The following is a 13518-nucleotide window of genomic DNA, read 5'->3' as shown; positions in this document are numbered from 1 at the left end:
CCCCTCCGCGCGTCGGCGACCATGCAAACCCCGAGGGACGCGCGGAAAAGGGACGCCCTCGGACGGTCGACTACCGTGGCGTCCGTGCTGTCCGCCCTCGCCTTCGTCCCGTCGCCTCCGTTGCTGCTCGCGGAGCTCGCCGGTTCCGCCACAGGCGAACTGGACGATCTGCGTGCAGCCGTGCGCGAGGTGTGCGACGACCTGGGGCAGTCCTGTCACGGCTGGATCGGGGTCGGGGTCGGTGCGACCACGACCTGGATCGACGGCGATGCCGCGGGTACGTACGCCGGTTTCGGGGCCGATGTCGTGGTCGGTCTCGCCCCGGATCGCGGGCCTGTCGATCGCGCGATGGAGTTGGCCGCGCTGACCGTCGGGCTGCTCCGCGGGCAGGCTGTTCCGCAGTGGTCGGTCCCCGTACAGCTCGTCGCTCGGAACGCGAGTGTCCAGGACGTGGCGGCGGTGGCGCTCGACCTGCGCGGCCGCGTCGACGCCGCGCCCGGCCCGATGGGGCTGCTCGTCGTCGGTGACGGGGCGACGACCCTGACCGACAAGGCGCCCGGCGCGTTCGACGACCGGGCCGAGGCGGTGCAGCACGCGATCGACGATGCGCTCGGCAGAGCCGACGTCGACGCGCTGGCGTCCCTGGACCCTGCTCTGTGTGATGCCCTCGGCGTGGACGGGCGGGTGGCATGGCAGGTGGCGGCCACGCTGGTCGGACCCACACGAGTGGTGCCGCACAGTCTCTTTCGCGGTGCCCCCTACGGAGTCGGGTATCACGTCGCCTCGTGGTCGCTGTGACGCGACCGACACCGGTCGCGGTGATCGGACCCACGGCCACGGGCAAGTCGGCCCTCGCGCTCGATCTCGCCGAGCGCCTCGGCGGGCACATCGTGAACATCGACGCGATGCAGCAGTACCGAGGCATGGACATCGGCACGGCGAAGACGCCGGTCGCGGAGCGTCGCGGCATCCCGCACCACCGACTCGACGTCCTGGACGTCACGGAGACGGCAACGGTGGCGGCGTACCAGGACGCCGCGGTGCGGGAGATCGAGGAGCTGCTCGAGCAGTCCGTCGTGCCCGTCGTCGTCGGCGGATCGATGATGTACGTCCAGGCTCTGCTGGACCGATGGCAGTTCCCGGCCACGGATGCCGCGGTGCGTGCCGAACTCGAGGCCAGGCTCGCCGCCGAGGGGGTCGCGGCGCTGCATCGCGCACTCGCCGAGTCCGATCCGGCGGCCGCGGCATCGATCCTGCCGACCGACGGCCGACGCATCGTCCGCGCGCTCGAGGTGGGACGCCTCACCGGGAAGCCGTTCGCCGCGTCGGCGCCCACCATCGGCGAGCCGCGCTGGGACACCGTCGTCCTCGGCATCGACCGTGACACCGACGAGCTGGACGCGCGCATCGCGGCACGCACCGACGCGATGTTCGCCGAGGGGCTCGTCGCCGAGGTCGAGACCCTCGTGGGTCGAGGACTGCGCGAGGGAGTCACCGCCCCGAGAGCGATCGGCTACGCGCAGGTGCTGCAGCTGCTGGACGGCGAGATCGACGAGGCGGCCGCGCGCGAGGCGACCTTCGTCGGTACCCGTCGCTATGTTCGCCGCCAACGGTCCTGGTTCGGCCGCGATCCCCGCGTGCACTGGCTGCGCGGGGGCGCATCGGACCTGCTGGACGCCGCACTGCGCACGAGGGGAGAACACCGATGAGCGATGCGCTCGTCCTGTCGAGGAACGCGCGGTTCCAGCAGTGGCAGTCCTACCTCGTCACCCGCGGCAAGCGCACCAAGGCGGGAGTCTTCCTCGTGCAGGGAGTGCGGCCGGTCACACTGGCCGTCCAGCACGAGTGGCCTCTCGAGTCCGTGCTCTATCGAACCGGCGACTCCCTGTCGTCCTGGGCCACGTCGACCGTGGACCGCTGCCGGGCCGCAGGCGTGCCCGCGGTGGGTGTCGCGCCGGAGTTGATGGCGGAGCTCGGCGAACGCGTCGATCAACCACCGGAGGTCCTGCTCCTCGCACGGTCCCGGCTCCTCGATCCCGGCCACTGGACTCCGACGGGCGACGCGCCGGTGGTGGTCGCGTTCGATCGGCCGACGTCGCCGGGCAATCTCGGCACCCTGATCCGGTCCTCGGACGCCTTCGGAGCGTCCGGGCTGCTGGTCAGCGGGCATGCCGCGGACCCGTTCGATCCCGCGTGCGTCCGCGCGACCACCGGCTCCCTGTTCGCACTCCCAGTGGGGCAGGTCGGAGGTCCGGAGCAGGTTCGCGCGATGGTGGACAGGCTGCGGCAGCAGGGCACCGACATGACGATCGTGGGCACCGACGAGACCGGCACGGTGGCAGCGCACGAGCACGACTTCACAGGAGGAACGGTGCTGGTGGTGGGCAACGAGACCCGCGGCATGAGTGCCGCGTGGCGGGATGCCTGCGACGTCGTCGTGTCCATCCCGATAGGCGGCGCGGCGAGCTCCCTCGGAGCACCGTCCGCCGGCGCCGTCGGGCTGTACGAGATCACCCGCCAACGGCTGATCGCGCGGACGTCCGCGCCGGTGGGAGACTGATCCCATGCAGTTCACCAAGGGACACGGAACGCAGAACGATTTCGTCGTGCTGCCGGATCCGGACGCACTCCTCGATCTGAGCGCACACCGTGTGGCGACGCTGTGCGATCGCCGAGCCGGGCTCGGCGCGGACGGGGTACTGCGAGTCGCCCGCAGCGGTGCTCTCGTCGACCGCGGCGTGCTCGACGCGCTGCCCGAGGGCGTGTCCGCCGGCGACTGGTTCATGGACTACCGCAACGCGGACGGGTCCATCGCGGAGATGTGCGGCAACGGTGTCCGGGTGTTCTCCCATTACGTTCGTGCGGCCGGTCTCGTGGACTCGGACGAGTTCGTCGTCGGATCGCGCGCCGGCGGAAAACCGGTCACGGTGCACTCGCACGACGCCACCGACGCCGTGGTCACCGTCGAGATGGGCACCCCGCAGGTCTTCGAGACCTCCGACACCGAGGTCGACGGCAGGTCCTTCACGGGCATCGGCGTCGACGTCGGCAATCCGCACCTGGCCTGCGTGTCCGCCGATCTCGATGCGGAGACCCTCGGCGACCTCGACCTCACGGCGCAACCCACCTTCGACGGTGCGGTGTACCCGCACGGGGTCAACATCGAGTTCGTCACCGTGCCGAAGGACGGTGCGGTGAGCATGCGTGTCCACGAGCGCGGCGTGGGGGAGACCAGATCGTGTGGCACGGGCATCGTCGCCGCCGCGGTCGCGGCCCTGCGCTTCGACGGGTCCGGCGACGGCGAGCTGGCCGTCCACGTTCCCGGTGGTGTCGTGTCGGTGCGCGTGTCGAACGGTTCCGCGTCGATGCGGGGGCCGTCGGTGCTGGTGGCGTCGGGGGAGCTGTCGGACGCCTGGTGGGCGGGGCTGGAAGCGTGACGGCCGGGGTGCGGGTATTCCCCGCGACACGGTTGCGTAAATGACAGTGCACGTCAGGACGTTCTCGTGGATCATGGGTCTCGTATGACGACAACGAATGCAGCGGCCGACAGGGCCGACACGACAGGTTCCTCCCACAGCGACGGGTTCGAGCAGGACGCCGAGTGGTCCACCGGCGACATGCAGCTCGACGATCGCAGCGCACTGCGCCGTGTGGCCGGACTCTCCACCGAGCTCACCGATGTCACCGAGGTCGAGTACCGCCAGTTGCGGCTCGAGCGCGTGGTGCTCGTCGGTGTCTGGACCAGCGGTTCCGCCGAGGAGGCAGAGTCCAGCATGACCGAACTCGCGGCTCTGGCCGAGACGGCGGGTTCCGAGGTGCTCGAAGGGCTGGTGCAGCGTCGCGACCGACCCGACGCCTCCACCTACATCGGCTCCGGCAAGGCGAAGGAACTGCGCGAGGTGGTCATCGCGACCGGCGCGGACACCGTCGTGTGCGACGGTGAACTCACGCCTGCGCAGCTGACGGCACTGGAGAAGATCGTGAAGGTGAAGGTCATCGACCGCACCGCGCTGATCCTCGACATCTTCGCTCAGCATGCCTCCTCCCGCGAGGGCAAGGCGCAGGTCGCCCTGGCGCAGATGGAGTACATGCTTCCGCGTCTGCGCGGCTGGGGTGAGTCCATGTCGCGTCAGGCGGGTGGCCGCGCCGGCAGCAACGGCGGTGTGGGCCTGCGTGGTCCCGGTGAGACGAAGATCGAGACCGATCGTCGTCGCATTCGCGAGCGCATGGCGAAGCTACGTCGCGAGATCCGGGGCATGAAGCAGGCCCGCGACACCAAACGTGAGCGCCGGCTGCAGGGCAACGTGCCGTCCATCGCCATCGTCGGCTACACCAACGCGGGGAAGTCGTCGCTGCTCAACGCGTTGACCGGATCCGGTGTGCTGGTGCAGAACGCACTGTTCGCGACCCTGGATCCGACCACGCGCAAGGCGACGCTCGAGGACGGCCGCGAGTGCGTGCTCACCGACACCGTCGGCTTCGTCCGCCACCTGCCGACCCAGCTGGTCGAGGCGTTCCGCTCCACGCTCGAGGAGGTGACGGACGCCGATCTGCTGCTGCACGTGGTGGACGGGTCCGACCCGCTCCCCATCGGGCAGATCGAGGCGGTCCGCGAGGTCATCGTCTCGGTGGTGCGCGAGCAGAACGCCGCGGCGCCCGAGGAACTGATCGTGGTCAACAAGATCGACGCCGCGGATCCCGTCACGCTGACGCAGCTGCGGGGCCTGCTGCCGGGTGCGGTCTTCGTGTCCGCGAAGACCGGTGAGGGCATCGAGGAGCTGCGGACACGACTCGGCGAGCTGGTCCGCCCGCCCGAGGTGTCGGTGAGCGTCCTGCTGCCCTACGACCGCGGCGACCTGGTGTCGCGCATCCATGCGGACGGACGGATCTCGAGCACGAGTCACGAGAGCGGCGGTACGCGCATCGACGCGACCGTGCCGACGGCGCTGGCCTCGATACTCACGCGATACGCCCACAGCGCGTGAGCCGTCGGTTCGCGCCGGTGCTCGGCGCTGCCGTGGTGGCGCTCGTGGCAGCGTCTCCCGCGGCGGCGCAGACCGAGGCACCGGATGCGGAGCCGTACTGTGTGCCGACCGATCCGGGACTGTCCGAACTCTCGGGTATGACGGTGCTCGACGGGACGGTGTACGCGATCGGGGACAGCGGCGCCGACGACCGTGTCGCGCGCCTCGACTCCGAGTGTGCTGTCGCGGAGTGGCTTCCGAATCCGGTGGATCCGTACGACGTCGAGGATCTCTCGTCGTTCGAGGGGTCGTTGTGGCTCGCGGACATCGGCGACAACGACCGTCGACGCGACGCCGTGGCCCTCACCCGGATGGATCCTGCGGCCGGTGGTGCCGGTGAACTGCACCGGCTCACCTATCCCGACGGTGCGCACGATGCCGAAGCACTCCTCATCGGGCCCGACGGCCGTCCCGTCGTCGTCACGAAGGACGGTCTCGGAACCGGTGCCGTGTACACCGCGGACACGTCGGTGTCCGATCTCCCGAGTCCCGGTCCCACCCCGCTGCGCCGCGTGGCCGACTTCGCGCCGTCCGCGACGACCACACCCGGGGGTCCGCCGCTGCTCGACGGCAGTCGCCTGGTCACCGGCGGCGCCGTGAGCGCCGACGGGTCCATCGCTGCCGTGCGCACCTACACCGATCTGTACCTGTGGTCCGTGCGGGACGGTGACGTGGCCGCGGCCTTCGCGTCGGCCCCCGCCCGCGTCGTCGCGCTCCCGCCGCAGCCGCAGGGCGAGTCGATCGCCTTCACCTCGGACGACGAGGTGCTGCTCGGGTCCGAGCAGGGTGTGGACACGGCTGCAGCTCGTCCCGCCGTCCTCGTCCTGCGCGATGTGGCACGCTCCGCCGAGGCCGGCCCGGAGGCCACCGAGACCGCGGACTCCGAATCACCCGCCGAGCCCACCGGGTCCATCCTCGTTCCGTTGATCGCCGCCGCGGCGTCGGTCGGTGTGGTCGTGGTGCTGACCCTGTTCTTCGTGCGTCGACTGTTCCGGTCGCGGTAGACACAGAAGCACACATGACGACGGCCCCCACGGTGTGTGGGGGCCGTCGTCGTCTGTGCGGAAGATCAGGCGTCGAGGTCCGACGCGACCAGTGCGGCGACCTTGTCGAGCGTGGCCTGATCATCACTGGTGATCGTGACCTCGGTGCCCTTGGTGGCCCCCAGCGTCATGATCATGAGCGCGGAGCCGCCGTCGACGGCCTCTTCGCCCTCCACCTCGAGGGTGACGTCGACGCCGGAGTCGGCGACCGCCTCGGCGATGACGGCGGCGGGACGGGCGTGCAGGCCGATGGCGGATCCGACCGTGACCGTGGTGCTGGGCATCGTGGTGATCTCCTTCTTCGTCAGGTGAGTGCTGGTGTCGATACTGCCAGCTGTGGGGGTGGTGACGTGGGTGTCAGGCTGCGACGGCGACGGGTTCGTCGACGATCTCCGCAGGCTTCTTGCCGGCGAACTGCTTGGCCGCGGTGATGAGCGCCGCGGAGACCACGGTGCCGATCGCCAGAGCCAGCAGGAACAGGAAGAAGTTGTTCATCGCGAAGAACACCAGCAGTCCGCCGTGGGGCGCGCTGAGCGTCGTCCCGAAGGACATGATCAGGGCGCCGGTCACAGCGCCGCCGGCCATCATCGAGGGGATGACGCGCAGAGGGTCGGTCGCGGCGAACGGGATCGCACCTTCGGAGATGAACGCAGCTCCGAGAAGCCATGCAGCCTTGCCGTTCTCGCGTTCTGCCTCGCTGTAGAGCTTCGGACGCAGAGTCGACGAGAGTGCCATGGCGAGCGGGGGAACCATGCCGGCAGCCATGACGGCGGCCATGATGCGCAGCGATGCCTCGTTGTCGACGCTGAGCCCGGCGGTGGCGAAGGCGTAGGCGGCCTTGTTCACCGGTCCACCGAGGTCGAAGCACATCATGAGGCCCAGGATGATGCCGAGGATGATGACCGACGAGCCCGAGAGGCCGTTGAGGAAGTTGGTCAGGCCGGTGGTGATGGCAGCGAGCGGGCGACCCAGCACGAGGAACATCAGACCGCCGACGACGAGGGTCGCTCCCAGCGGGATGATGACGACGGGCATCAGGCCACGCAGCCACGGCGGCACCGCGATCCGGCTGATCCACAGCGCCACGAAGCCGGCGATGAGGCCACCGACGAGGCCACCGATGAAGCCGGCACCGACGAACAGGGCCACCGCACCGGCGGTGAAGCCGGGTGCCAGACCGGGACGGTCCGCAATGGCGAAGGCGATGTAACCGGATAGAGCCGGGACGAGGAAGCCGAAGGCCAGGCCGCCGAGCTGGAACAGCACCGCACCGATGAAGATGCGGAGCCCGCCGTCGGGCAGGTTGGTGAGGCTGTTGTTGGTCATGATGTCCTCGGCGACACCCTTGATCTCGTATCCACCGAGAAGGAAGCCGAGGGCGATGAGGAGTCCACCGGCCGCGACGAACGGGATCATGTAACTGACACCGGTCAGGAGGATCTGGCGCAACCGCGTGCCCCAGCCGAGTCCACCGGCAGCGGCGGCAGCGGACGCTCCCGGTGCGGTACCGGAGACGCGTGCGGCGTTCGGGTCACCGCCGGCGCGCAGAGCCTCGGCAACCATCTTGTCGGGCTCGTTGATCGCGCGCTTGACGCCGGACTCGATGACAGGCTTGCCCGCGAAGCGCTCGCGGCCCTTGACGCCCACGTCGGTGGCGAAGATGACGGCCTCGGCCGACGCGATGAGAGCCGGGTCCAGTGCCGTGGAGCCGCTCGAGCCCTGCGTCTCGACGTGCACGGTGACGCCCGCACGGTCGCCGGCGTCCTTGAGGGAGTCGGCAGCCATGTAGGTGTGGGCGATGCCGGTGGGGCACGCGGTGATGGCGACGATGTGCTTGGCAGCGTCCGCCGTGGCGGTCGGAGCGGGAGGAGCGGTCTTCGTGGTCGTGACGGGAGTCGCAGCCTTCGGAGGCTTGGGGGCCAGAACGCCCTCGACCAGTGCGACGACGTCGGCGGGGGTGGCCGCCTCGCGCAGCGACGTCACGAATGCGGGCTTGACCAGCGCGCGTGCGAGCGAGGACAGCAGCTTCATGTGCTCCGCGCCGGCGCCCTCCGGTGCGGCGATGAGGAAGACCAGGTCCGCGTCGCCGTCGGGTGCGCCGAACTCGACCTTCGGGTTCAGGCGAGCGAATCCGAGCGATGCCGTCGTGACCGCGGCGGAGCGGCAGTGTGGAATCGCGATGCCGCCGGGCAGGCCGGTGGCCGACTGCGCCTCACGAGCCATCGCGGCGTCGCGCAGGGCGTCGGCATCCGATGCACGGTCCGCGTCGGTGAGGACGCGAGCGAGGCGGGCGATGACATCGTCCTTCGTCGAGCCGAGATCGGCGTCGAGCAGGATGAGGTCCTCGGCGATGATGCCGGGCTTGGCATCGTGAGCCGTGGTGGGACTGGACATGTCGTTTCCTCTGGGAGTGGAGTGGAGCTGGGGGATCAGGACTGGGGTTTTCAGGACTGGGGTACGGCGGGTGACGAGTCGAGGGTGTGGACGGGGACGGCAGTGACGTCGACGTCGGACGGCGTCGGCAACCGGGTGCCCGGTAGGGCGGCGGCTGCGGATCCGTAGGCGACGGCCCGGGCGAGTCGACCGGCACCGTCCTCGCCGTCGAGATCGGCCAGGATGTATCCGGCCAACGACGAGTCGCCCGCCCCGACGGTGCTTCGCGGGGTGATCGGGGGAGGGGTGGCGAACCACGACCCTGTCGCGGTGACCAGGACGGCCCCGGACCCACCGAGTGTCGCCAGGACGGCAGCCACTCCGCGGTCGACGAGAACGCGCGCGGCCTCGACCGTGGGATACGGGTCACCCTGTGCGGCACTGGCTTCGAGCATGGCGCCGTCGTGGCCGGTGAGGTGCGCGAGTTCTTCCGCGTTCGGCTTGATCAGATCGGGTGCCGTCGCCGGGAAGCCGGCGGCGAGTGCCGAGAGCGGATCGTCGGAGGTGTCCACCGCGACCTTGGCCGACACCTCGTGCAGCGCGGTGACGAGGCGGCCGTACCAGGTGGCGTCGATTCCGGGCGGGATCGATCCGGACAGGACGACCCAGTCGGCGCGCTGCGCGAGTTCCAGGACGGACGCCATCAGGGCGTCGACCGTCTCGGGCGCGAGTCCGGCCCCGGGCTCGTTGATCTTGGTCGTCGTGCCGTCGGACTCGCTGATGGTCAGGTTCGTGCGCGCGACACCCGACGTGGGTACGGCGTGGTACCGGACTCCGAGGGTGCCGAGCGCGCTGAGCAGCGGATCGGAACCGCTGCACGGGAGCACCGCTGTGGCGGTCCGTCCGGCGGAGGTGACGACGCGTGCGACGTTGACCCCCTTGCCGCCGGGCTCCGTCGTGGTCAGTGCGCTGCGATGCACCGATCCGCGCACCAACGGCACGTCGAGGGAGACCGTGCGATCCATGCTGGGGTTGGCCGTCAGGGTGAGGATCATGCGACCACCACCTCCAATCCGTGTTGCTGCAGACGGGTGCAGTCGGTGTCGGTGATGCCGTCGTCGGTGACGAGGACGTCCACACAGTCGAGTGCGGCGAAGGACATGAAGAACTGCAGGCCGATCTTGGCCGAGTCCGCGACGACGATCACGCGGTCCGCCGCGCTCACCATCGCGCGCTTGACGGCGGCCTCGTCGGTGTCGGGAGTCGAGAGACCGTGGCCGACGCTGATCGCGTTGGTGCCCATGAACGTCACGTCGACACGCACGGTCCCGAGCACTCGCAGGGTGTCCTCGCCGACGGTCGCCTGCGTGACACCGCGGACGCGGCCACCGAGCAGGTGGAGATCGAGGGACGGAACCGCGGCGAGACGCGTCGCGATGGGAAGCGAGTTGGTCACCACCGTCAGATCCGACTCGACGGGGATCAGCGCGGCGAGGCGACCGGTGGTGGTGCCGGCATCGAGCGCGATGGATCCGCCGGGTGCAGGCAGGTAGGCGAGGGCGGCAGCGGCGATGCGGTCCTTCTCCTTCGCGCGGGTGTGTTCGCGCTCGGCCATCCCTGGCTCCACCGCGGTGACCGACGTGGCGGGCACTGCGCCACCGTGGACTCGGCGCACGACGCCCATACGGTCGAGCGAGGCCAGGTCACGGCGCACGGTCTCGGTGGTGACACCGAACGTGTCGGCCAGGTCGGCGACGGAGACGCGACCGCGCTGTCCGATGAGGCCGGCGATGGCGTTCTGCCGCTCTTCCGCGTACATCGTGTTCACCGCCCCTCCGTCCGATCCGTTGTTTCACTGTTGGTTTATGTTGTTTTACGCCCGTCTCTGTTGACATGTCAAGAGGTTCGAGTAATCTGAGTCACAAGAGCCATCGCGGGAGACGCGATGCACAGCGGGTAGGCGAGATGCCCCCGCACCACCGCGCAGCAGGAGGAAGCAGATGACGGGATCGCTCACCGTGAACGAGGCACAGCCGACGGCCCACGCGGTGCAGGGCACGCCGGTGGTGCCCGGCGTCGGCTACGGCCCCGCGATCCGCCCGGCGCCGCGCCCCTCACGTCCCGACACGGCCGTCGAGATCGCCGAGGACGCGCGCGATGCAGAGAAGGAGCGCTTCCGCGCCGCGGCGGCCGAGGTCGGTCGACGTCTGCAGGCCCGTGCCGCACTGGCAACCGGCTCCGCGTCCGAGGTGCTCGCCGCCAACGCCGCGATGGCCGAGGACCGCGGGTGGATCGGCGCCGGCGTCAAGGCCATCGGCAAGGGTTCCGACGCCGCGTACGCCGCCGTCACCGCGACGGACCAGTTCGTCGCCATGTTCGCCAAGCTCGGCGGACGCATGGCCGAGCGCATCACCGACCTCATGGACATCTGCGACCGCGTGATCGCCGAGCTGTCCGATCTCCCGGAGCCCGGCGTTCCCACACCCTCGGAGCCCTCGGTTCTCCTGGCGGAGGACCTCGCACCCGCCGACACCGCGGGACTCGACGCCACGCTGGTCGTCGGACTCGCGACCTCTCTCGGTGGACCCACCAGCCACACCGCGATCATCGCCCGTCAACTCGGCATCCCGTGCATCGTCGCGGCGACGGGCCTCGACGACGTCCCCGCCGGGACGCTCGTCATGGTGGACGGCACCACCGGCCGCATCGAGATCGAGCCCGATCCGTCCACGGCACGCTCCGCGGTCGAGGAATCGGCCACCCACCTCGCCGAGGTCGCCGACTGGAGCGGGCCCGGCCGGACGTCCGACGGTCACCGTGTCGACATCCTCGCGAACGTGCAGGACGGCGCCGGCGCTCGCGCAGCCCGCTCGACCGCAGCCGACGGCGTCGGACTCTTCCGCACCGAACTCAGCTTCCTCGACCGCGACATCGAGCCCACCGTCGACGAGCAGGCCTCGATCTACGCCGAGGTGCTCACCGCGTTCGAGGGCACCAAGGTGGTCGTCCGCACGCTCGACGCCGGCTCGGACAAGCCGCTGCGCTTCGCGAACCACGCCGACGAGGCCAACCCGGCCCTCGGAGTGCGCGGCATCCGTATCGCCGAGGGCAATCGCGGCATCCTGCACCGCCAGCTCGACGCCATCGCGGCCGCAGCGGCCTCGACCGAGTCGTCCCCGTGGGTGATGGCCCCGATGATCGCCACGTCCGCCGAGGCGCAGGCCTTCGCCGCCGACGTGCGGGAACGCGGGCTCACCCCCGGCGTCATGATCGAGGTGCCCGCCGCGGCGCTGCTCGCGGACCGGATCCTCGATCACGTCGACTTCCTGTCCATCGGAACCAACGACCTCGCGCAGTACACGATGGCGGCCGACCGCATGTCCGCCGACCTGGCCGCACTGACCGATCCGTGGCAGCCCGCAGTCCTGACGCTCGTCGCCCACGCGGCGAAGGCCGGCGCAGCGGTGAACAAGCCTGTCGGAGTCTGCGGAGAGGCCGCCGCGGACCCGTTGTTGGCCTGTGTCCTCGTCGGCTTCGGCGTCACGTCCCTCTCGGCCGCGTCGGCCGCCGTGGCCGGTGTCGGCGCGAAGCTCGGCACCGTGACGCTCGAGCAGTGCAAGGCCGCGGCCGAGGCCGTGCTGTCCACCTCCAGCCCGGCCGAAGCACGCGAGGTGGCCGCCGGCCTGCTCGGGTAGTGCGCTCCCGCCCGCCGACCGGCCTCCGGCCTTCCCGGTGACCTGCCGACCGGCCTCCGGCCTTCCCGCATGACATCATTTCCGCCGTGACGACAACTCGATCCAGGCAGTTCTTCCCTCGCTGGTCCGTCCACGGTGACGGTCGCACCGTGGCGCCCGACGCGGTCGTCGCTCCGGACGAACGGCTCTCGTGGCCGCGCACGATCGGGATCGGGATGCAGCATGTCGTCGCGATGTTCGGCGCCACTCTGCTGGTGCCGACCATCACCGGGTTCCCGGTCACGACGACGCTGTTCTTCTCCGGTCTGGGTACCGCGATCTTCCTGTTGGCCACGCGCGGCCGGATCCCGAGCTACCTGGGCTCGTCCTTCGCCTTCATCGCACCCTTGGCGGCGACGGCGGGCGACGGTCCCGCTGCGCAGCTCGGCGCGGTGCTCGTGGTGGGCGTGGTGTTGTTCCTGGTCGGCCTGCTCGTCCGGTTGGCGGGGAGCCGCGTCCTCGACGCCGTCATGCCGCCGCTCGTGACCGGCGCGATCGTGGCGCTCATCGGCCTGAATCTCGCGTCCACCGCCGCGACCTCATACGAGGCTCAGCCGCTCGTCGCGACCGTGACCCTCGTGGCGGTCCTGCTGGTCACCGTCTCGGTACCGGGGCTGATCGGTCGCCTCGGCATCCTCGTCGGCGTCGTCGTGGGATGGGTGTTCGCTGCCGTCACCGGTGCTCTCGATCCCGCACGCGTCGACGCACTCGGTAGCGCGTCGTGGATCGGACTGCCCGAGTTCACCGGCCCCTCGTTCCAGCTCTCCGTCGTGCTCGTCGCACTGCCCGTCGTCGTGGTGCTCGTCGCCGAGAACGTCGGTCACGTGAAGGCGGTCGCGGCGATGACGGGTCGGTCCCTCGACGACGTCGCCGGTGACGCCCTCATGGCGGACGGCGCGGCGACCGTCCTCGCCGGTGCCGGTGGTGGTTCGGGCACCACGACCTACGCGGAGAACATCGGCGTCATGGCCGCCACCCGCGTGTACTCCACCGCTGCCTACTGGGTCGCCGCCGCCACGGCGCTGGTGCTCTCGTTCTCCCCGAAGTTCGGCGCTCTGATCTTCACGGTCCCGAGCGGTGTGATCGGCGGCGCGACGCTCGTGCTCTACGGTCTCATCGGCCTTCTCGGCGTGCGGATCTGGCAGGAAGCGGGGATCGACTTCACCAAGCCGCTCAACCTGATGGTCGCGGCGGCCGCCCTCGTCGCCGGTGTCGGTGACTTGACGCTGACCATCGGATCCGTCGAACTCGGCGGCATCGTGTGGGGCTCGGTCGGCATCCTGGTCGCGTACCCGGTGCTGCGCGCGCTGTCGGAGCGGCGACGAGACTGAGCGGTCTGTGCCA

Annotated in this window: 12 protein-coding genes; 8 read left to right on the top strand and 4 right to left on the bottom strand. The window is 70.3% G+C overall.

Features of this window, described 5'->3' with window-relative positions:
- The first annotated feature begins 75 nt into the window (after window positions 1-75).
- The 6 genes from QRN16_RS06025 (at window position 76) to QRN16_RS06000 (ending at window position 6028) form a co-directional block, all read left to right on the top strand.
- Entirely contained in the window at window positions 76-798 is a 723-nt protein-coding gene (locus tag QRN16_RS06025) for a class III extradiol ring-cleavage dioxygenase family protein (RefSeq protein WP_285185067.1), read from the top strand.
- Complete coding sequence (gene miaA, locus QRN16_RS06020) at window positions 795-1709, top strand: tRNA (adenosine(37)-N6)-dimethylallyltransferase MiaA (protein WP_197027758.1); 915 nt, start codon at window positions 795-797, stop codon at window positions 1707-1709. Before QRN16_RS06025 ends, miaA begins: the two co-directional genes overlap by 4 nt.
- Window positions 1706-2560 carry a TrmH family RNA methyltransferase gene (locus QRN16_RS06015; protein WP_285185066.1) on the top strand — a complete coding sequence of 285 codons (855 nt, stop codon included), beginning with the start codon at window positions 1706-1708 and terminating at the stop codon, window positions 2558-2560. The genes miaA and QRN16_RS06015 overlap by 4 nt, the downstream gene beginning before the upstream one ends.
- Window positions 2561-2564: 4 nt before the next feature.
- Complete coding sequence (gene dapF / locus QRN16_RS06010; RefSeq protein ID WP_027505134.1) at window positions 2565-3437, top strand: diaminopimelate epimerase; 873 nt, start codon at window positions 2565-2567, stop codon at window positions 3435-3437.
- A gap of 84 nt (window positions 3438-3521) precedes the next feature.
- Window positions 3522-4985 carry a GTPase HflX gene (hflX, locus tag QRN16_RS06005; RefSeq protein ID WP_027505135.1) on the top strand — a complete coding sequence of 488 codons (1464 nt, stop codon included), beginning with the start codon at window positions 3522-3524 and terminating at the stop codon, window positions 4983-4985.
- Window positions 4982-6028 carry a hypothetical protein gene (locus QRN16_RS06000; protein ID WP_285185065.1) on the top strand — a complete coding sequence of 349 codons (1047 nt, stop codon included), beginning with the start codon at window positions 4982-4984 and terminating at the stop codon, window positions 6026-6028. The genes hflX and QRN16_RS06000 overlap by 4 nt, the downstream gene beginning before the upstream one ends.
- A 65-nt stretch (window positions 6029-6093) precedes the next feature.
- On the opposite strand, the gene QRN16_RS05995 is transcribed toward QRN16_RS06000, so the two are convergent.
- The 4 genes from QRN16_RS05995 to QRN16_RS05980 form a co-directional block, all read right to left on the bottom strand.
- Entirely contained in the window at window positions 6094-6351 is a 258-nt protein-coding gene (locus QRN16_RS05995; protein ID WP_027505136.1) for an HPr family phosphocarrier protein, read from the bottom strand.
- Window positions 6352-6424: 73 nt separating this feature from the next.
- Entirely contained in the window at window positions 6425-8461 is a 2037-nt protein-coding gene (locus QRN16_RS05990) for a PTS fructose transporter subunit IIABC (RefSeq protein WP_285185064.1), read from the bottom strand.
- Between the two features lie 50 nt (window positions 8462-8511).
- Window positions 8512-9495, bottom strand: coding sequence for a 1-phosphofructokinase family hexose kinase (locus QRN16_RS05985; RefSeq protein WP_027505138.1), 984 nt, complete (start codon window positions 9493-9495; stop codon window positions 8512-8514).
- Window positions 9492-10259, bottom strand: a complete 768-nt coding sequence (locus QRN16_RS05980) for a DeoR/GlpR family DNA-binding transcription regulator (protein ID WP_027505139.1) — start codon at window positions 10257-10259, stop codon at window positions 9492-9494. The genes QRN16_RS05985 and QRN16_RS05980 overlap by 4 nt, the downstream gene beginning before the upstream one ends.
- Before the next feature lie 181 nt (window positions 10260-10440).
- On the opposite strand from QRN16_RS05980, the gene QRN16_RS05975 reads away from it, so the two are divergent.
- On the top strand, window positions 10441-12135 hold the full coding sequence (locus QRN16_RS05975; protein ID WP_285185063.1) for a phosphoenolpyruvate--protein phosphotransferase: 1695 nt from the start codon (window positions 10441-10443) through the stop codon (window positions 12133-12135).
- A gap of 86 nt (window positions 12136-12221) precedes the next feature.
- Complete coding sequence (locus tag QRN16_RS05970; RefSeq protein ID WP_285185062.1) at window positions 12222-13505, top strand: uracil-xanthine permease family protein; 1284 nt, start codon at window positions 12222-12224, stop codon at window positions 13503-13505.
- Window positions 13506-13518: the final 13 nt, after the last annotated feature.

The organism is Rhodococcus sp. MEB041 (genome assembly GCF_030208955.1).
Taxonomy (GTDB): domain Bacteria; phylum Actinomycetota; class Actinomycetes; order Mycobacteriales; family Mycobacteriaceae; genus Rhodococcoides.
The sequence above is the reverse complement of the archived record's forward strand: the minus strand, read 5'-3'. Positions and strand labels throughout refer to the sequence as shown.